Source organism: Mucilaginibacter robiniae, from assembly GCF_012849215.1.
Lineage (GTDB): Bacteria > Bacteroidota > Bacteroidia > Sphingobacteriales > Sphingobacteriaceae > Mucilaginibacter > Mucilaginibacter robiniae.
Genome location: NZ_CP051682.1, coordinates 1,956,233 through 1,976,519, shown reverse-complemented (window position 1 = coordinate 1,976,519; position 20,287 = coordinate 1,956,233). Strand labels below are relative to the sequence as shown.

The following is a 20,287-nucleotide window of genomic DNA, read 5'->3' as shown; positions in this document are numbered from 1 at the left end:
CTGGCACCTCAGGGTACTGGCCTTTCTTATTTAAACTTCCTTATGATCATCCGAAATATTGAATCCAAAGTCCGCCTGGCGACTTTTATTGCCGCGGGTAGTCTGCTTACCGCATTAATCATCGTCGCCATCAACGCCATCTGTACCTACCGTTTGGTGTCCAATGCGCAAAAAAACATTTACATCCTGGACAATAATGTACCGATCCTCGCCCGGCAGACGGACATGCAGCTGAACCGCCCGGCGGAGTACCGGGCACATATTGACCTTTTCCACTCCCTGTTCTTCTCGCTGACGCCTGATGATAACTATATGGAGTACCAGATGAAAAAGGCCATGTACCTCATCGATGAATCGGGCATGAAGCAGTACAATGACCTCAAGGAAAACGGCTTCTTCAATTCCATACTGTCGTCCAGTTCGGTTCTGACCCTGGAAACGGACTCCATTCGGGTGGATCCCTTACGGAAATATTTTCGCTATTACGGACGCCTGAAAATTGACCGGCGAAGCTCTACGGTTGTTCGATCCCTCATTACGGAAGGGTATCTCAAGGATATCCCCAGAAGTGACAACAATCCCCATGGCGTTCTCATTACCGGCTGGAAAACTCTCGAAAATAAAGATTTGTCCAATGTGGAAAAGAATACATTCTAACCGGGACCCGCGGGATACCCTGCAAAGTGAAATCCGTAAAGAATTCAGGCCCTATTTCGATAGGGCAGTGCAGCGCTTCAAAAAGATGGTCAGCAGGAAGCCGAAATGGACGTTCGCCTTTATGGCTGCCCTGCTCTTCGGCTCGGTGATCCTTTCCTTCACACACGCCCTGCAGCCGTATCCAGCTACCCGAAAGTCAACCACCGAAGCAACACAGGTCAGCGAGGGTTTCAACCAGTTAATGGGTAAGACCTTAAAACTGCGGCATATGATTACGCTGAAAGGCTTCATTGACAGCCTGTCTGCAAAAACACACCTGACCGCTACCGATAGTGCCGGGCTCAGTCAGGCACTGGACAGCCTGGCCGTTCTTCAAAAATCATTATTTGATCAAAGACATGAACATTAATTTCAAACAGCCCAAATTCGTTTTGCCGTTGCTCATACTTCCTTTTCTGTGCCTGTTTTTTTATGTATGGCATAGTGCAAAGGGAAAGCCGCAGGCAATCGCGCAGGCGTCAGACAGCCTGAATACCAATGTAGGCAGCGTTTCCGGTGCCGTGCGTAAAAAGGAATTGACGGACAAACTGGATGCCTACAGGAATACCTTTAAGGGAGCTGATGGGCTGAGTGCCGTAGCCGTTATTCCTTCAGAAAAGTCTGGTTTACCGACCTCCATGCCTGCTGACCCAACGGTGCAGCAACGAAAATCAGACTCCATACAGCAACTGTTGCGCGTACGCGAACCGGATGCCTATCCCTTGTTTTCCGGAAACAGGACACACATGGAAGCACCGGATATTTCCGCTGCGGTTGCTGCCGCGCGTCAGCATTCATCAGAAAGATCCATCCCCAACAATCGTCCGGCGGATCCCATGGAAGTATTCCGCCAGCAAATGAGCATTATGGACAGTGTGACCCGGCAGAATGATCCCGCATTTAAAGAGGAACAACGCAAAAAACAGCTGGCGGATCAACTGATGAAAGCAAGGGAAAGCCTGCCCAGGCTGACCGTCTCCAAAGTGCCTTATGATTATTCAAACTTCAACACCGTAGTTCCGGAAAGCGAAGCTTCATTTATTACTGCTGTCATCGACGAAAATGTGACCGGCTATGCCGGATCCAGAATACGGTTGAAGTTGCTGGACAATATCCAAGCCGGTGGTCAGCTGATTCCCAAAGACACCTACCTGTATGCGCAGATGACCGGCTTCTCCGGGCAGCGGGTTGCCTTGGCCGTGACCTCGATCCTCGTTGATGGCAAGATTCTCCCGGTACGGCTGGATATTTATGATCAGGATGGCCTGCCGGGCTTATATGTGCCGGCATCCGCCTTCCGTGATTTCTCTAAAGACCTCGGTGGCAGCTCCGTTCAGGGTGTGACGCTGGACGGCGGCTCCGGGTCGGGCCAGTTTATGATGAGCACGCTGGACAAGTTCTTCCAGTCCACCTCCTCCGCCATTGCCGGTATCATCCGGAAAAACAAAGCTAAGCTCAAATTCAATTCCTTCATCTACCTCATTGACCCTGACGCGCTGCAGAAAGCGCAAAAAACTTACTAATATGAAAAAGACGATTTTATATTTTTTGTGTTCCTTGCTTTCCGCTGTGGTGATGGCCCAGCCGGGAAAAACGGTTTACCTGCCTGCCGGGGCCACCCTGCATTTTCTGTCGCCGGAACCCATCCGCTACGTGGATATTTCTACCAAAAGCCTGGCTGGTGACCTGCCGCTTAAAAATCTGTTCCGCCTGAAATGGAAAGACAGCACCAGAACTGCTGCGGAGGCCACGGTCACGATTGCCGGCGAAACATTCATCGCCCAGTACCACGTCCTTTCCGGCAGAGGCGGAACGGAAACCATCGACATCGCTCCGGAGGATATGCGGCCGCTGGATATTTCCGGCGTCGGCTTTTCAGAGCCGCAGCTTCGCGCGCTGTGTCTGCGCCTGTTCGCCAAAAAACCGGATCAACAGCTCGGGCGTGCCAAAGCCTTCGGCCTGAAAGGGCACCTCAATCATATCTACACTGCCGGTGACTACCTCTTTCTGGATCTGGGGTATGAGAACAAAACCAATCTACAGTATACCGTGGACGGGCTTCGTTTCAAAATTGAAGACAAAAGAGTAACCAAGGCGGCCAATAACCAGTCCGTGGAGATCAGGCCCGAATTCACGCTGTTTGCTATTCCAGAGTTCAGCAAAGGCTACCGCAACATCTTCGTGTTCAAAAAGGTGTCCTACCCGGGGAATAAGCGGCTGACCATTGAGGTGAGTGAGAAACCCATCTCCGGCCGTCTCCTGACCCTGAGCATTCCTTACCGCGACATCCTGAACGCCGACGTCATCTCTTTTTAACAGTTCATCATGACCGAATCCATCGCTTACGATTACCTCAGGCTCGTACTGGAGGAGGAGTTTCTGGCAGTATACCTCCGCTTCTCCAACCTGGGGATCCTGCGTTACGAGCTGACCAATATCCAGGAGCTCTGTGCACCGCTGCTTGAGGGCCTGAATGATGACGACCGGTTTCTTCGCTACGAAGTGATCGGGACGATTGCAGACTATTTACAGGAGGTTTAAATGGCATTCAACACCGAAAAAAAATTAGCAGACAATATCGCTGCCCTTGAAGCCGCGCTGAACTTTACGGAAGGATTGAGCGACGCCGGTCAGGCTATCGAAAAGCTGCTGCAGTACGCCGGCTTCGGCGGCATCAAAGCCATCCTCTATGGCAACGGCGATCTCGCTTCCTGGCAGCAGATGAATGCTTCAGCTGCGGACCAGAAATTGCATCCGCAGATGATGGCGCTGCACCAGCTGCTGAGCGGCAAACTGCCGGAAAGGGATTACAAACAGGCCATCGATTCGCTGAAGAACAGCGTGCTGACATCGTATTATACGCCGAAGTTTTTACCCCGGGCCATTTATGGCGCGATGGCGGATGTAGGTATCCAGCCCAGGCGCTTGTATGAACCGAGTGCGGGTGCCGGCGCTTTCATCTTACCGGCGTTGCGGATTTTTCCAGAGCTGCAGCATTTTGATGCCGTAGAGAAGGATGTGCTGACAGGCCGAATCCTGTCGGCCATCTTTAAATGTGCAGAAATCCCGGGCCGCGTACAGATCCGCGGACTCGAAGAAACATCGCCTTCGGAACGGGAACGCTCTGACCTGGTGATCAGCAATATTCCGTTCGGCAACTTCTCTGTTTATGACCCGGCCTACCGCAGCGCAGGGATCAGTTCCAAAATTCACAACTACTTTTTTGCCAAAGGGCTGGACAAGCTGCACGATGGCGGCCTGCTGACCTACCTGGTAACGGATGCTTTCCTCAACAGCCCGGCCAACGAAACCGCCCGGAAGTTCCTGTTTACCTCGGCGGACTTTATCAGCGTGGCGGCATTACCGGCCAACCTGATGCTGGAGACGGCCAACGTGGAAGTGGGTACGCACCTGCTGACGGTGCAGAAAAACAATTATAAAGATACGCTCACGCCGGAGGAACTCGCGCTGATCAACACCGTCTCCCGGCGCAACCCGCACGGCGAATACTCCGTGAACAGCTACCTCGCTTCTCAGCCTGAACGCTGGCTGGGCAATGCGTTCCGGGAAAGGACGAACGCTTACGGGCAGGCAGCCGGCGTGCTCTGGCAATCCGGCGAAATGGAGGAGATCGGACAGCAGCTGGAGGCCTTGCTCAGCGCAGACTTACAGCGGATCGATCGCCGGAAGTGGCAGAACATTTCCTTCACCGGAACTTCGCCGGAGCAACGATTGACTTTTCTGCCCATGCCGGAGGTCAAAGAACAGGCATCTTTGGGTCAGCTGGGTCTGTTTGATCAGGCACCCCAAACGAATGTAGCGGGCGCGTACCTGGACGAGCTGGACCGTGCAACGGTCACCGCAGAAACTGCGCGGCTCGTCAGCGTGCTGCGCACCACCGATAAACCGGCTCATGACAGTCTTCTACTGATTACTGCTAAGGCGAAGGTCAACAACCGGTATTTGTACCGGCTATATTCCAACGTAGCTGAGGTTAACCCGCCTCCGCATTGGCTTACGGGCCATTCCGTCGGTCAGCATTTGCAGGCGATCACGGCTTCCCTGCGCCGCTTTGCCCATGACTTCAGGTATGAAGGCGATCCTACACTGGCCGGCCAGTTTCCTATCGGTGCTGACCGCCCGAAGAAGATGACGAACCTGCCGCATTATTATGAGAAGGACACGCTTGTGGTTTGGGAGAACCAGGTAGGTCTGCTGGGCAAAATCGAGGGAACCGCGGCGGTTTTCAAACCGCTTGACCCGCCGCCGGATAGCAGTTTCTACCGCGATTATGTCCGGCTGCGTGATACCTACCTGGAACTGGCAGACCGCGAATCGCAGCAGCTCATGCCGGTTCCCGAACTCAGAAAGGCCCTGAACGAAAGTTACGAGGCCTTTGTGGTGAAATACGGTGAGCTGAACAAAAATCAAAACGCTGCGCGGCTTTTACAGGATCCCGCCTTCGGCTTTAAAATGCTGTCCTCCTTGGAGGTGCGGGAAGCTGATCGGTTTGTGAAGTCCGATATCTTTCACGGGCCGGTTTTCGCGCAGCGTGCAACCGTTCAGACGGAAGATCCGGGGGAAGCCCTGGCGATCTGCCTGAATGATATCGGTCGCGTTGATCTGGAAATTATTGCCTCCTATACAGGCTTGAGTACGGAGCAGGTAGTGAGTGGTTTGGAAAAGCAAATTTTACTAAATCCAGCATCCGGAGCCTGGGAGACTACCGACAATTACCTGTCCGGTAATGTGGTGGATAAACTGAAAACCGCAGAGCGTATCTCCGTGGAAGAACCCGGTAACCTCCAGATCGCGCGGAGCCTGGCAGCCATACGTCGGGTACAGCCCGAGAAAATACCATTTGAGCTGCTGGACTTCAATCTGGGGGAACGCTGGGTACCGGTGAGCTTCTACGAGCGCTTCGCCACGGATCTGTTTCAAACCGAGACGACAGTTGGCTATTTTCCGTCTGTCGATGCTTTTAAGGTCAGTTACGGCCGGGGTAACACGATTACCAACGAAGAATATGCCGTGGTTCCCAGAGTCAGCGACCGGATGACCGCACACACGCTACTGGAACATGCCCTGGAGAATACGAGTCCTTATATTACCTATCCGGTGGAACGGGACGGCAGAACCGCACGGATGCCGGACACCGAAGCCATCCAGAATGCGCACCGGAAGATTGAATCGATCCGGGAAAAGTACAATGCCTGGCTGCAGGAGCAGTCGCCGGAAGACAAGCTGCTATTGGAAACGATCTACAACGAGACCTTTAACTGTTATGTGCTGCGTCAGTTTGACGGTAGTCACCTGAAATTTCCGGGACTGGATTTCAAGGCTCTTGGTATTAGCGGCTTATATAATTCCCAAAAAGACGCCGCTTGGCGGGTGATTCAGAACCGGGGCGCCCTGATCGACCATGAGGTAGGTCTGGGCAAAACGCTCACCATGATTGTGGCCGCAGCTGAAATGAAGCGGGTGGGACTGATTCATAAGCCGATGATCCTGGCCCTAAAGGCCAACGTTGCGCAGATCACCGAGACGTTCCGCAAAGCCTACCCGAAGGCACGGGTGCTCGCGCCGGGTGAAAACGATTTTGAGCCGGCCAAACGGCAGCGCCTGTTCCACGAGATCAAAAACAACAACTGGGATTGTGTCATTCTGACGCATGATCAGTTCGGTAAGATTCCGCAGTCGCCGGAAATCCAGCAGCAAATTTTTGAAGCGGAACTGGATAATGTGGAGCGGGACCTGGAAACCCTGCGGGACCTCGGCGGGGAGATCAGCCGCAAGATGCTGAAGGGTCTGGAGATACGGAAATCCAATCTCGAAAACAAGCTTTCGGAAGTACTGCGTGCGATCGACACCCGTAAGGATCGGGGGATTCATTTTCAGGAAATGAGTGTGGATCATCTCTTTATTGATGAGTCGCACAAGTTCAAGAACCTGACCTTCACGACGCGCCATAACCGGGTAGCAGGCCTGGGAAACATGCAGGGCAGCCAGAAAGCGCTGAATATGCTCTTTGCGATCCGCACCCTGCAGGAAAGAAACGGTTCCGATCTGAATGCGACCTTTCTGTCCGGCACGCCGATCTCCAACAGCCTGACGGAAATGTACCTGATCTTCAAGTATCTCCGGCCGAATGAAATGGAACGGCAGGCCATCTCGAACTTTGATGCCTGGGCGGCGGTGTACGCCCGGAAGACGGTGGACTTCGAATTCTCCGTTACCAATGAGATCCGGGCCAAGGAGCGCTTCCGTCATTTCATCAAGGTGCCGGAGCTGGCGATCTTTTATAACCAGATCACGGACTACAAAAACGCAAAGCATATTCAGCTGGACAAGCCGGAGCTGGATGAGGTCCTGGTGAACATCAAACCCACGCCGGATCAGCAGGTCTTTATCAAAAAGTTGATGCAGTTCGCCAAATCAGGCGATGCCACGCTGCTCGGGCGTAGACCGCTAACACCGGAAGAAGACAAAGGCCGGATGCTTATCGCGACCAATTATGCCAAGAAAATGGCAGTAGATATGCGCCTGGTCAATGAACACGCCTTTGATGATCATCCGCAGAGCAAGGTCAGCGTCTGCGCCCGGCAGGTTGCGGAAATTTACCACCAGAGCACGCGGCACCGCGGCACCCAGATTGTCTTCAGTGATATAGGCACACCGCGGCCGGACGGGTTCAACGTCTACGATGCCTTGCGGCAGAAACTCGTGGAGGACTTTGGCGTGCCTGCCGCTGAGATCACCTTTATCCATGACTGGACCGACCGGAAGAAGAAGGAACTGTTCTCCCTGATGAATGACGGGCGTATCCGCATCCTGCTGGGCAGCACCGAAAAAGCAGGTACGGGACTGAACGTGCAGAAGCGCATTGTCGCCATGCATCACCTGGACATTCCGTGGAAGCCGTCAGAACTGGAGCAGCGAAACGGCCGCGGTGCCCGGCAGGGCAACTGGCTGGCCAAAGCGCATTATGAGAACAGAGTCAGGAACTTTATTTATGCGGTGGAGCAATCACTGGATAATTACAAGTTCAACCTGCTCAAGAACAAGCAGACCTTCATCAGCCAGATGAAAAGCGACCAATTGGTCGTCCGCACCCTGGATGAAGGTGCGATGGACGAGCAAAGCGGAATGAACTTCTCTGAGTACATCGCCATCCTGTCCGGTGATACGTCCCTGCTGGAGAAAACCCGTTTGGAGAAGAAGATCGCGGAACTGGAAAGTTACAAATCTGCCCATTTCAAGGAAGTGGCCCGCAGCCGCTATCTGCTGGAAGATCTGGAAAGCAGGAAAGTCAGTACCTCGGAAAGGCTGGAGCTGGCCAGGGCGGACGAAAATACTTACCGGAAGGTGTTACGTTACGACGAGGAGGGCGTGAAACGGAACCCGGTCAGGTTATTTGATTTTCCTGACGCTGATGCCGTTGCTATCGGCAAGCAATTGATCCGGTTGTACCACAAATGGGAGCCGAAAGGTAACGGTAATGAACAGCGGATTGGTGAACTGTACGGCTTCGATCTGTATGTCAGTTTGAGGGTCAATTACCTGGATGAGGGTAACGAGAAGATCCGGCGCCTATACGCGGAGAGCCGCGATACCGGCATCCGTTATTTGCAGAATGACGGCGCCCCTAACGTGGACAACCCGAAGCTGGCGGCCCGTTATTTTCTAAACAGCATTGACCGGGTCGGCAGCATTGTAGAAAAATATCGTCAGGAACTGACGGAACTGGAGGAGAAAATACCGCAGGTACGGCAACTGACGCTTAAGCCTTTTGACAAGGAAACCGAGCTCCGCGAACTCAAAGTCAGCCTCACCGTACTGGAAGAAGAGATCACCCGCACGATCCGCGAACGGGAGCAGCAGGAACAGCAACCAGCTACGGAACCTGAAATCACCGAAGAGGAAGCGCCGGAGATCACTGTCCGTTCCCCCTTAAAACGTTAATTCTAATAAAATTTATCATGGAAGAAACGCGCGAGCAGCAAAAGCTGCACGGTTTCCTGCAATGCGGCATTTACGTGTCCATCCTGCTGGAAGCCGCCGTATTCATTTACCCGACAGCCCCGTTCTGGGGCTTTTTTGTTTCCGTCATCACTAGGCTGGGCCGCCTGCCGGTGTACCATGAACTGCTTTACAGCAAACTGGCCACGTTTGGACTCATTTGCCTGGTCAGCGTCGGAACCATCTCGAAGAAAAAAACGGACCTGGAACCGGCGCAGGATATCCTTTACCCGCTGGCTTTAGGGCTGCTGTTGTTTTTCGGCAGCCTGATTTATTTCGGACGGGCTTCACCGCAGGTGTTCGCTTTTACCTCGCTGTATAACCTGGTTTACCTGTTGTGTTCGTTGCTGGGCGCACTGCTCATCAGCTTTGCCATGGATAATATCTCCAAGATCATCCGTTCGGGCTTAGGCAAGGATAAATGGAACTCGGATGCGGAAAGCTTTCTGCAGCCGCAGCAGAAAGTGGAAACGCAGCATTCGGTCAATATCCCGATGCTGTTCTATCATGAAAAGCGCGTCCGGAAAGGCTGGATCAATATCTGCAATGTATTCCGGGGTACGATGGTGATCGGTACGCCTGGTTCGGGCAAGAGCTTTTCGATTGTCAATCCATTCATCCGGCAACTCATTGCCAAAGAATTTGCGGTCTGTCTGTACGACTTCAAGTTTCCGGACCTGGGGGAAATCGCTTACTACCACTACCTGCTCGCCAAGCAGCAGGGAAAGCTCAAAAACTTTGCCTTCCATGTCATCAACCTGGACAACGTGGCCCGCAGCCGGCGCATCAATCCCTGGCGGGCGGACTATATCCGGACGCTGGCGGATGCGGCAGAAACGGCCGAAGCATTGGTGGAAGCCTTAAAGAAAGGTGACCGTTCCGGCGGCAGTGACCAGTTCTTTACACAATCGGCTATTAACTTCCTGGCTTCCTGCGTCTACTTTCTCAGCAAGCATGAGGGCGGCAGGTATTCCAGCCTGCCGCACGTGCTGGCCCTGCTGAACCGCAGCTACGAGGATATCTTCAACGCGCTCATGTCCGAGCCGGAGCTCAAGTCGCTGCTGTCTCCGTTTATGACGGCTTATAACGCCAAAGCTTTTGACCAACTCGAAGGTCAGGTCGGTACGCTCAAGATCTTTATCAGCCGGCTGGCCACGAAAGAGACTTTTTGGGTCTTTTCCGGCGATGATTTCAACCTGAAGATATCCGCGAAAGACAGCCCCGGCATGCTGGTGCTCGCCAATGACCCAAACACGCAGAACATCAACTCGGCCTGCTACTCCATCATCATTAACCGGCTGGTTAAGCTGATCAACTCCAAAGGCAACCTGCCATCCGCCCTCATCGTGGATGAGGTGCCTACACTGTTTGTGCACAAGATAGAGAACCTGATCGCGACTGCCCGCTCGAACAAAGTAGCCGTCCTGATGGGCCTGCAGGAACTGCCGCAGTTTAACCAGCAGTACGGCAAGGATACGGCGGCGACCATTACCTCGGTCGTTGGCACGGTGCTTTCCGGTGCGGTGCGCAACAAGGAAACGCTGGAATGGCTGGAACGGCTCTTGGGCAAATCCAAGCAGATTGGTGAAGGATTATCCATTGACCGCAACAAGACCTCGACCTCGCTGAACGAGAAACTGGAGGTCCTGATTCCAGCCGGAAAAATTGCTTCTCTGGGCAGCGGCGAAATGGTCGGCGTCATTGCCACCGATGCTAATGAACACTATACCGGCGAGTTCAAAACCTCAGCGGTGAACTGCCGCATCAACCTGGATATGGAAGCCCTCAAGCGGGAAGCGAAGGGCTACCGGCAACTGCCGGAGTTTTATGATTTCGGGGGCAAGCAGGATGAAAAGCTCCGTGAAAACTTTCACCGCATCAGCCAGGAGGTGCAGGTGCTGGTTGCGCGCTTTAAGCCGGCCGAATCACCTGTACCGCCCAAAGGATCTTTTAAAAACAACTAATCCCATCCATCATGAATCCAGACGAACTGACGGGGCTGACGGTGATGGTGCATCCGCTGCTCTGGGATGACCCTGCGGGGCGAACGGGACAGATTGGTGTAATCACGGAAGCTGACCGCGGCCAGTATGATTACCTCGTCCGGTTTGACGATAAAATGCGGGCGCATTACAGCGCCGGTGCTTTACAGGTGCTGCAGCCACCCGAAAAGCTGTATGAGCTGATGGAGAACCGGGCCACAACGCTGTCGCCCGGTGTTTTAAATGACCTGCATACCCTGGTGCTGCTCCAGCGCTATGGTTCAGCCAGGCAGTTCCGAACGGCTTTCGAACTCGTGCAGCAGCACGAACACCTGCAACCCCTGGCCACCCTGAGCCTGGAAGAGGCACTCGGCGAATACCGGGGCTGCAGGGTCGGCCGCTAACCTTTAATTGAAACCAATCATGAAAAACTTTGAAAACCTGAACGGGTCGCTGGTACTGGTGCGTCCCGATTTTCACGACGACCCGGTGCGCCAGCAGGGCAAGGTCGGCGTCGTTACTTATGCCCGCGATGCGGACGAAATCTATGTCACCATGCTGGGTGGCAAAGAAGCCAACTACAGCAGCCAGGACCTGATGCTGCTCAAGCACAAGGTTGACATCCTGCAGGAGCTGAATAACTCAGGGACTTCCATGAAGCTTGACGACTTCAAGGCGCTTTACAAGGTGATGTTGTTGCAGGAAAAAGGCACCTCTACCGCCCTGGTGAATGCTTTGCAGATGGCGGCGGAACATCCGGCAATCTGGGACAAAGCCCTGGTAGCGGCCATGCCGGCGAGGGAAGTGGAAGTCAGCAAAGCGTACAGCCGGTGAAATGCTGTTTGCTCGCCCTGCTGGTGTGCCTGCCGCTGCGGCACCTGCACATCAATTCGTCCTACGGCTACCGGTGGCATCCCTTAACAGGACGGGTACAGTTTCACCAGGGTGTCGACCTACACGCGCGGCATGATACGGTTTTTGCAGTACTCGATGGCGCTGTTCGGGACGCGTCCTTTGACACAAGGCTCGGATGCTACGTGGCGCTGCAGCATGGTGCAGTGGAAACCATCTACGGGCACCTAAGCCAGGCTTTTGTCTTGAAAGCAGACTCGGTAACTGCAGGGCAGCCGATCGGCATTACTGGCGCTACCGGCCGGGTTACGGGTGAACACCTGCACTTTGCCGTGCGCTACCGGAACCGCTTTATCAATCCTCTTCAATTTCTCAGACTGCTGCTTCGCTGAAGCAGATCCATTTTAATCAAAATTCAACACTATGGCTAAAAATTTCAAAGCACTTCCTGTGCAGCTTGCAGAAAAGCTGGTGCAGGAGATCAAAGAGGGAACATCCCTGTTCCAGCAGCCCGTGAAGGAAAACGGGCGTCCGGCTTTCGTGACGCCGGTAAACCCAGTCACCGGCAAAGGATATAGCGCCATGAACGCGCTGATCCTGGGTATGCAGCGACACGACGATCCGCGCTGGTTGTCCTTCGATGCCGCCCGTTTTGCCGGAACACCGGTGAAAAAGGATGCTTCAGCAACGATGATCGAATTTTCCAAGAAAACCGAAATTCAGAAGATGCGCACGCCGGATGATAAGCCCATCAAAAATGAGGAAGGGGTTACGCAGACCCGCACAGTCACCTTTGACAAGCCCCAGCCCACCAAAAGCTTCCTGTTTAACGGTAGCCAGATGAATAACATCGAACCGCTGGAAACATACCTTAGTAAGCTGGACGCTGCAGAGACCCTGACGCCGGTGGAAAAAGCCGCAAAACTGATCGAAGCCAGCGGCGCCAATATCATAGAGGGTGGTCAGGAGGCGTATTACGATCAGAAGCGCGACGCCATATTCCTGCCCGAGAAAAGTGCCTTCGAGAACGAGACGAAGTACTACCAGGCAGCTATCCATCAGCTGGCGCACTGGTCGGGCCACGAGAGTCGTCTGAACCGGCCGATGGAAGGCAGGCTGGGCTCCATGGAATATGCCCGGGAGGAACTGCGGACCGCGATTGCCGCTATCCTGATCGGCGGGCAGCTGAAACTGGGCCATGACTTTGGTCAGCACAAAACCTATATGGGCGCCTTTGCCAAAATCCTGAAAGACGAACCATTTGAGATCGCGAAAGCTGCCCGGGACGCCCAGCGGATTACCGGCCTGCTCCTGGGCACAGGCCGTGAGCGCAGCCAGAAACAAGCGGCTACCAAGCCCGCCGGATTCAACATAGGTGACGAGATTGCTTATCTGGACACCGCCTATAAAGTTCTGGAAGTTTATAAAAACAAGAGTGTCAAGGTGGAAGATACCGAAGGCACCAAGCGAACCATCAAGTCCAGCGACGGGCTCTTCAAGTCGCTCTTGGAAGCCAAAACCAACCCGCGCGGTGATGACCGCGTGATGGCTGAAGAACCTGAGTTGGAACAAACCTATAAAATGACCCGATAAGATGAACCTGATAAGTTATAACGAGAAGCAACTCCCCATGCGGGACCTGGAAACCATCGGCCTGGCCGCCGGTGGTCAACTACTGCTAAATGTGGATGACCTGAAGGCCTTGCTTTCCGGCAGACGAACGGCCCTTTTGGAGCTGCACAACCTGGAAGCGGAAAACATTAAAATCAAATCCCTGAACGCCAAAATTTCACTGACGGAAGGGAAAGACGGCAAAGTGGATCTGCTGATCCACCCGGTGTACCGCAAGGCCGCCACGCCGAATTTCCTGGACGATTTTGAATCCGAACAGCTGCAGAAGGGCGAAGTTGCCAACCTGCTGAAAACCACGGTTGACGATAAAGGTAATAAAACGGAACGCCTGGTCGAGTTTGATGCGGATACGCGGGAGTTCATCGTTTCGGATACAGAGAAGATTCTGGTACCGGACATGGTCAACAATGAGTTTCTGACGCCCGCACAGAAGGAACGCTACCGGAAAGGGCAGGAAGTGGAACTGGCGGACCAGACCCGCTTTGCCTATACCGCGGCCGATCTGCACGGCATCCGTTCCAACAAAATTGCACTGGTAGCTTCAATTCTGATTGACGGCGGGTTGTCTTACATGCTTTACAAAGGGCTGAATGCGTTGTTCAATAAGCCCCGGGACGAAAAGGAAGCGGAGCGCCTCAGCGCTGGCTACCGGAATGCCGTTGCAGACCTGGAGGATCAGGTGCGCCGGTTTCCGGAGCAGACGCCACGTTCCAATACCCGTAACGGCAGTTCACGTTGATGAATCCCTTGCTGGCAAAGCTGGGTATCTCCCCGGAGGCTGAGGCGTTTTTCCATGCAGAAAGTCTTTGCTTTGACTACGGCGGGGTAAGTGAAGTTTATGAAGAAGGCTACCACTATGTGCCGACGACCGACGGCCTGTGGCTGGCCGGCAACCGGTATGCTCAGGAAGTGGTCATCACGAACTCCGCTATGCAGGCGATTGCTTGGTATGCGATTCACCGGTCCAGGTACGCCGATCCGGCAGCTTTGACTTTGGTATCGCTCGGCAATCTGCCCACACCCGCGCAGTTGTCATGGCTGCGCAGCTCGTTCCGGCGCCGGAAGTTTACGCTGGTGTTTGACCATAGCATGCTTGGAAACCTGACAGACATCAAGGCAGCGTGTTTGCTCAAGGGTAAAACAATCTCCCTGTGCTGGCAAAAAGAGAAAACAGCCGTCAGCTATGAGGGCCGTACCGTTTACTTTGATGAAAACTGTTGCAGTCTGCACCATTTTGAAAAAGCTTTTGACCTGCGCCTCGGCATCCGTACCAGCAAACCTGCCCTGCACACCACCTATTTAACCCAGTTACAAGATGACTCCTCCAAAATTGATTACCCTCAGACCCGCCCTTAGTTATGCGCTATGGCGGTCTGCCTTACCGATCGGTTTGTCCCTGCTTTTTCTCGTGCTGGCCTGGACCTTATCACCAGTGTTCATCTGGTGCAGCCTGGCGTTCATGCTGGCTGCCGTATACCGGCTGCGGTATATCCGGAGTTTTCGGTACGTAATTACAGAAGGTTCCTTACAGATCAGCAGAGGCGTACTTGTCAAAAGAACGGATTACCTGGAACTCTTCCGGGTGAAGGACTACATTCAGACCCGGCCGGTTCTCATGCAGGTGTTCGGGCTGATGAACCTGACCCTGAAAAGTGCGGATCCGGAGAATCCGGTGCTCACGCTGACCGGTATTCCCGCGGCGGACCTGGTGGAGGAGCTGAGAGAACGGGTACAGCGAGCCCGCGCATTAAACCGCATTATTGAAATAAATTGATGCTAATGACTGTGTAACACTAATTTTTTTAGTATTTTAGAACCTTCACAAGAAGCTGAAATGAAAACCTTTGTTCACCTGATTTTCACCTGTTTGATCTCTACTTTCGCCTTCTGGGGCGCCTTGGGCAGTAAAACCGATCCGTGGCCTTGCTATGGCATCGCCTTTGGTATCTGGGCCATTTTCCTGTGGCGGTTGAATGTCCGCCTGAAACGGGCAGAGATGAAGCGGCGCCTGGATGAGTACCAGTTCCGCGAGTATATGCGGTTCCGGCATCAGCGCTGATTCAAAGAAAATTTCTATATTGCGTGCTCACAGGCAGCTCCGTCTGCCTGAATTGTGATAAGGTTTAGGTTGAAAAGTCCCGGCGGCAAGCGCTTAGGGACTTTTCTTTTTACTATCTCTTTATGACGCTTCCGCTGTTTATGCTGTACGCTTACCCGCATCCTGCCTTGCCGGTGGATTGAGCAACCGGGTTCATGTTGCTAAAGAGCATTTTCAAAGGAAGGCAGCTATGCCGGAACAAAACTTTTCAGTTCTTGTCAGGCGGCATCCGCGTCGGGAACACCGGTTCCATGAACGTGAATTATGCAGAGGTCTGCTAAGAGCCAGCGCCAACAAGAAAGCCGGATGGTCTATAATACCGCATCCGCGCTGGTCTGCGTAGCATTAAATCTCACTTGTTTACTTCTTTACAGAAATTTTATGACGATCGAAATGATAACCAAAGAAGACCTGGAGGTCTTCCGCCAAACCCTGCTGAATGATATACGAACCTTAATTTCCCCATCCCAAACGGAAACGAAAGAATGGCTGCGCTGTGCAGATGTACGGAAAATACTGAAGGTTTCCACTGCTACCGTTCAGAACCTGCGGATCAGTGGCAAACTGAAATCCCATAAGGTGAACGGTATTTACTTCTATAACCGGGCAGATATCGAAAGGATGATCCATGAAACAACAGGATAACCGCCCATCAGCTGGTTCGGTCACGATGTCCCTGTGTTCAGTCCTCATCGCAGATCGCCGGATTACCGTCTGGCACATCAGTTTGTATCTGGGTATACTGCATCTTTGGCAGCAAAGCGGCTGTCCGCCGCAAGTCCGGATTTCCAGGGAACTGCTGATGCGCAAAGCCCGCTTTAAAAGTATCACGACGTATCACAAATATATCCGGGAGCTGTGTGACTTCGGTTATATCCGGTACATGCCGACGTATGATGTGTATACCGGGAGTGCAGTGGAAATTCTTACCGGATAACTTTACAGGATAGATCCTGCTTTCAACGCAACCGATACAGGTCCGGGGCTGTAGTGTTGAGGGAATTTCTTTGAAAGTCAAACCGCTTCCGGGTAAATTCATTTCCTGTTTGGCCGGGCCGGCCGGCTCAGCTTTTCCGGAATCGACCCTTCAAGTTGCTGGTCCATCCGGCCGGCTTCTCTTCAGGTATGCTGTGTTGTGGCCCTGTTAAACGTGCGAGGTACCCTTCCAATTAATTTGCATAGGCATATTCTTGCTACCGTCCGCGGATGTCTCACCCAACAAGCGTTTGATAAAGTTTTTTAACTTATGGATGGATTGGTATTTGAAACCAAAATGCACTGCCCTTTCCTTCTACACTTTCAACGCCAATCTGTCCCTTGTGTCGCTCAATAATTTCTTTGCATATGTACAAGCCAATGCCAAAACCTTTAATCTTCAAGGTATGCTTACCTTCCACTCGGTAAAAGCGGTTAAAGATATGCGGCTGGTCTTTGACCGGTATACCCATACCCTCATCGACTACACTTACGTGGGCCATGCCGTTACGCGTAATGCAAGCTACGTGGATTGTACTATTCTTAGCCGAATACTTCACCGCATTATTTATAAAATTCACAATGACCTGTTCTATTTTGTCTCTGTCGGCGTACACAGGCGTATACGCCACCGGATGAAAAATAACATGATGGCTCGTAATAGTTGCCAAAGACTCTTCCTCTGCAATCCTGACTAAGTCAGCCATATCAAGGGCCCGTTCGTTAAGCGCTATTTTGCCTTCTTTCATACGCGCCACATCTAAAAATCCAGCGATCAACGCCTCCATCCGGATTACCTGCCGCCTTGCCTTTATTGCAATATCAGCAAGCTTGGTATTCGCACTTTTACTGGCTGTAAGTTCAAGCATCTGTACATACCCGTTTAAAGAAGTAAGCGGTGATCGGAGTTCGTGGCTAACGATGCCGATAAAGTCTTCTCTGCGCTGCTCCTCCAGCTTTCGTTCGGTGATGTCAAGTAAGGTACCTAGAAAATCAGTCATGTTACCCAGCTCGTCAGGATAAAGCTTGCCTGTGGCCTTGACCCAGCGTAGTTCTCCGTCGCGGTGTCCAATGATGGGGTATTCCAAATCGTAAGCTCTGCCTTCATCCACCGCCGCCTTTATGGCTTTGGAAACCAAATCTCGATATTCATCTGTAATTTGGCTAATAGCGGCATCCAGCGGCATCTCATCTTCGGGCAGATAACCAAATAGTTCCTTTGTACGGGGGGAAGCGTACAACAGGTTATTCCTGCTGTCCAGGTGCCAATCACCCATCCCGGCTGTGGATACCGCAAGGCGGAACATATCCTCTGCGCGTTTGGCTTTAAATTGTGCTTTGACGGCTTGCGTCACATCCACGGCTGTGTTGAGCAAGCCCCAAACCTGACCCTGCTCATTGCGGAGCGGGGTGAGCCTGTAGTCGAAATAAAACTCTTTGAATGTACCATTGTGGACGAAAGATATTCTGGCCTGCCGCTGCTCATAAGCTACTCCTGTCTGCATCACCCTGCGCATGAGTGTTGGAAAATCCTCTGCCGCAAGTTCCGGTAACGCCAGATGGTAAGGCATTCCGATGACTGCAACATCCTTACCCATGATGGATAGCATACTGGGATTGGCGTATCGGATGATCAGTTCCTCCCCAACATATACCCCGGTTGGTTCGGGTAAATGGTTAACAATTTCGCGCAGCTCCTGTTCGCTGACAACCAATAACTGGTGAATACGCATTGTCCGGTCACTGCTGTTTTGCATATCGATGAGCCGCTTGCGCAATTGCAATTTCTCCATCACCTGCTTGGCAAGTAACTGTAAGCCCTTTTGCTGAGCGGGCGTAAGCTGACGGCTATGCCGGTCAATCACGCAGAGCGAGCCAAGCGCATGGCCCTCCTCATCCACCAAGGGCACACCCGCGTAGAACACAATATTAGGCTGACCAGTGACGAGCGGATTGTCTTTAAAACGCTCGTCCCGTCGCGCATCCTCCACCTGCATCAGTTCATCAGGTTTCAGAATGGCATGCGCGCAGAAAGACTGCTCACGGGAGGTTTGCTGAACATCCAACCCGCGGCTTGATTTGAACCACTGGCGATCTTCGTCAACGAAACTAATCAAAGAAATAGGCGTTTCGCAAATCACAGAGGCCAGTTCGGTGAGTTGTTCAAAATCTTCATCGGTGGCGGTATCTAAGATGTGATAGGATTGCAGGGCAGCAAGGCGCGCCACCTCAGCGGTCGAAAGCGAGGAATGGTTACTCATTAGGGAAAAGACTAGCAAAAATTCAACGAATATAATAATTAGGAGCAGCCGCTGTGAAATAGAATTTCTTTAAACAAGAAGAAGTTCCTGTAAAAACCACAGCGGACTTTTTCTTTATTAACTTCTATCCCGAGGGGCTATTCAGGTATAAGCTATTATTTCGTCATATAAAAGGACCGTTTTGTCGGATCAACGCATTGAATTTTTAGTAATTTCACTCAATGCCTCAGTGATCGCATCTTTTGCAATAATTACCAATGGCTGGCTATCCGCATTCTTTACAATGAATTGATATCAAAAAGCAGTATTGGTAGAGATTAAACGGTCCGGGAGCTGCAGCAGTTACTACTGTATTTCGTTCCACATGGGGTATACGCTGAAGAACAGACCGCACAGGTATAGACCTGTGCGGTATCGCTTTGTTCAGGGCGTGGCCTGCGTTTTCTTTTTTAATTGATCTCTCAATTTATTCATGTCCTCGCTTACCTTAAAATCCAGTGTCTTGGCATAATGCTGCGTTTGCTTGATCGTGGCATGGCCCAGCATCTTCGATACGGTTTCAATGGGTACCCCGTTATTCAGTGTCACCGTAGTGGCAAACGTATGCCGGGCAATATGATAAGTCAGCTCCGTTCTGATATGGCAGCAATCCGCGATCTCCTTTAAATAGGCATTCATCTTCTGATTCGTCAGCACCGGCAACACCAACCCGCTTACGACACATTTCGGATGCCGGTCATACTTTTCCATAACTTTTCTCGCCTGTTCCAGCAGCGGAATTCTGGATAGGGCATTGGTCTTTTGCCGGTTAATAAAAATCCACTCTTCGCCATCTACGCCTTTCTGTATATCCTCCCTTTTTAAATTCTTCACATCCACATAGGCCAGCCCCGTGTAACAGCTGAACAGAAAGATATCCCGGACATTACTCAGCCGCTCATTGTCAAACTGTTTGCTGCTTAATCTTTCCAGTTCTTCCTCACTCAGTGCTGTTCGTTCCTGAGCTTTTCTGGTCAGCTTGAAATTCGAAAACGGATCTCCCGGCAGCCATTTATTCTTCACACAGATCAATACAATTTTCTTGAAATTTACCAGATACTTCATGGTGGTATTGTGATCACAGTTCCTCACCGTCTTCAGCCAGAAGGCATATTGAGAAATGAATTCATGATCCAGATCTTTGATGTCACGGTCATCCGCATTGTACTTCCACCAGATGAAATCCCGGGTGTGATTATAGGCAATGCTGTAGCGCTGCAGGGTGCTGGCCGCAAAGTCGACGCCTTGCAAAGCCTTCATCTGGGCATTGTGCTCGCGGAATACCTCCAGGATTTTCTTTCGGTTTTCGGCATTGCCGGTCAGCAGGTCTTTGATCGCCTGTGCGGTGATTTCCCGGTCGGCTTCGACCAGTGACCGTTTAGCTTGGAAGATCTGCAATTCCAGTGCATCCAGAAAGCGATTGAGCTCCCGGGCTTCTTCTTTCGTACCGGTAGCTCTTGCCGCAGCAGAATTCCATTTGGATGATTCCCATTTCCGCTTCGAGGATAGCTCTACGGATTTGCCATCGACCGTAATCTTCAGGTAAATGTACAATGGGCCTTTCTTCTGACTTTTGGACTGCTTGAGGTAGAACAGCAGTCCGAAGCTTTTCTCTAACATAAACTAACATTTAAAAGGTAAAACAAATGTCGGTTTAGACCATCATTTACACAAGATGTCCACGCGCTGGACAGGCTCATAATCAACTATTTACGTGGTTTTCATTGCGTCTA

General features: G+C 52.1%; 19 protein-coding genes. 17 read left to right on the top strand and 2 right to left on the bottom strand.

Annotated elements, in window-relative coordinates:
• Nucleotides 1-42 precede the first annotated feature (42 nt).
• The 17 genes from traK (at nt 43) to HH214_RS08605 (ending at nt 16,216) form a co-directional block, all read left to right on the top strand.
• Nucleotides 43-657 carry a conjugative transposon protein TraK gene (gene traK / locus HH214_RS08685; protein WP_169606951.1) on the top strand — a complete coding sequence of 205 codons (615 nt, stop codon included), beginning with the start codon at nt 43-45 and terminating at the stop codon, nt 655-657.
• Nucleotides 635-1,066, top strand: coding sequence for a hypothetical protein (locus tag HH214_RS08680; RefSeq protein WP_169606950.1), 432 nt, complete (start codon nt 635-637; stop codon nt 1,064-1,066). Before traK ends, HH214_RS08680 begins: the two co-directional genes overlap by 23 nt.
• Nucleotides 1,056-2,219 (top strand): conjugative transposon protein TraM, encoded by a 1,164-nt coding sequence (locus tag HH214_RS08675; RefSeq protein WP_169606949.1) that lies wholly within the window; start codon nt 1,056-1,058, stop codon nt 2,217-2,219. Before HH214_RS08680 ends, HH214_RS08675 begins: the two co-directional genes overlap by 11 nt.
• Nucleotide 2,220: 1 nt before the next feature.
• A complete protein-coding gene (locus HH214_RS08670; protein ID WP_169606948.1) occupies nt 2,221-3,012 on the top strand; it encodes a DUF4138 domain-containing protein in 792 nt (263 codons plus the stop codon).
• A gap of 9 nt (nt 3,013-3,021) precedes the next feature.
• Nucleotides 3,022-3,237 (top strand): hypothetical protein, encoded by a 216-nt coding sequence (locus HH214_RS08665; RefSeq protein WP_169606947.1) that lies wholly within the window; start codon nt 3,022-3,024, stop codon nt 3,235-3,237.
• On the top strand, nt 3,238-8,658 hold the full coding sequence (locus HH214_RS08660) for a helicase-related protein (protein WP_169606946.1): 5,421 nt from the start codon (nt 3,238-3,240) through the stop codon (nt 8,656-8,658).
• 17 nt (nt 8,659-8,675) lie between these two features.
• Nucleotides 8,676-10,679, top strand: a complete 2,004-nt coding sequence (locus HH214_RS08655; protein WP_169606945.1) for a type IV secretory system conjugative DNA transfer family protein — start codon at nt 8,676-8,678, stop codon at nt 10,677-10,679.
• Between the two features lie 11 nt (nt 10,680-10,690).
• Nucleotides 10,691-11,101 carry a hypothetical protein gene (locus HH214_RS08650; protein WP_169606944.1) on the top strand — a complete coding sequence of 137 codons (411 nt, stop codon included), beginning with the start codon at nt 10,691-10,693 and terminating at the stop codon, nt 11,099-11,101.
• 19 nt (nt 11,102-11,120) lie between these two features.
• Entirely contained in the window at nt 11,121-11,531 is a 411-nt protein-coding gene (locus tag HH214_RS08645) for a hypothetical protein (RefSeq protein WP_169606943.1), read from the top strand.
• Nucleotides 11,532-11,539: 8 nt separating this feature from the next.
• Nucleotides 11,540-11,941 (top strand): M23 family metallopeptidase, encoded by a 402-nt coding sequence (locus HH214_RS08640; RefSeq protein WP_169606942.1) that lies wholly within the window; start codon nt 11,540-11,542, stop codon nt 11,939-11,941.
• A gap of 31 nt (nt 11,942-11,972) precedes the next feature.
• Nucleotides 11,973-13,142 carry a zincin-like metallopeptidase domain-containing protein gene (locus HH214_RS08635; RefSeq protein WP_169606941.1) on the top strand — a complete coding sequence of 390 codons (1,170 nt, stop codon included), beginning with the start codon at nt 11,973-11,975 and terminating at the stop codon, nt 13,140-13,142.
• A 1-nt stretch (nt 13,143) separates the two neighbouring features.
• Nucleotides 13,144-13,920, top strand: a complete 777-nt coding sequence (locus HH214_RS08630; RefSeq protein ID WP_169606940.1) for a DUF4099 domain-containing protein — start codon at nt 13,144-13,146, stop codon at nt 13,918-13,920.
• Complete coding sequence (locus HH214_RS08625) at nt 13,920-14,537, top strand: hypothetical protein (RefSeq protein ID WP_169606939.1); 618 nt, start codon at nt 13,920-13,922, stop codon at nt 14,535-14,537. The genes HH214_RS08630 and HH214_RS08625 overlap by 1 nt, the downstream gene beginning before the upstream one ends.
• Nucleotides 14,497-14,955 (top strand): PH domain-containing protein, encoded by a 459-nt coding sequence (locus tag HH214_RS08620; RefSeq protein WP_169606938.1) that lies wholly within the window; start codon nt 14,497-14,499, stop codon nt 14,953-14,955. Before HH214_RS08625 ends, HH214_RS08620 begins: the two co-directional genes overlap by 41 nt.
• 60 nt (nt 14,956-15,015) lie before the next feature.
• Nucleotides 15,016-15,240, top strand: coding sequence for a hypothetical protein (locus HH214_RS08615; protein WP_169606937.1), 225 nt, complete (start codon nt 15,016-15,018; stop codon nt 15,238-15,240).
• A gap of 303 nt (nt 15,241-15,543) precedes the next feature.
• On the top strand, nt 15,544-15,924 hold the full coding sequence (locus HH214_RS08610) for a helix-turn-helix domain-containing protein (protein ID WP_248282240.1): 381 nt from the start codon (nt 15,544-15,546) through the stop codon (nt 15,922-15,924).
• Nucleotides 15,908-16,216: a hypothetical protein gene (locus tag HH214_RS08605; RefSeq protein ID WP_169606936.1), complete on the top strand. Its 309-nt coding sequence runs from the start codon at nt 15,908-15,910 to the stop codon at nt 16,214-16,216. The genes HH214_RS08610 and HH214_RS08605 overlap by 17 nt, the downstream gene beginning before the upstream one ends.
• A 307-nt stretch (nt 16,217-16,523) precedes the next feature.
• On the opposite strand, the gene HH214_RS08600 is transcribed toward HH214_RS08605, so the two are convergent.
• Together HH214_RS08600 and HH214_RS08595 are read right to left on the bottom strand one after the other, a co-directional pair.
• A complete protein-coding gene (locus HH214_RS08600; RefSeq protein WP_169606935.1) occupies nt 16,524-18,515 on the bottom strand; it encodes an ATP-binding protein in 1,992 nt (663 codons plus the stop codon).
• Between the two features lie 423 nt (nt 18,516-18,938).
• The gene (locus tag HH214_RS08595; protein ID WP_169606934.1) at nt 18,939-20,174 is read right to left on the bottom strand and encodes a site-specific integrase; all 1,236 of its coding nucleotides are present in this window, start codon (nt 20,172-20,174) and stop codon (nt 18,939-18,941) included.
• Nucleotides 20,175-20,287 lie beyond the last annotated feature (113 nt).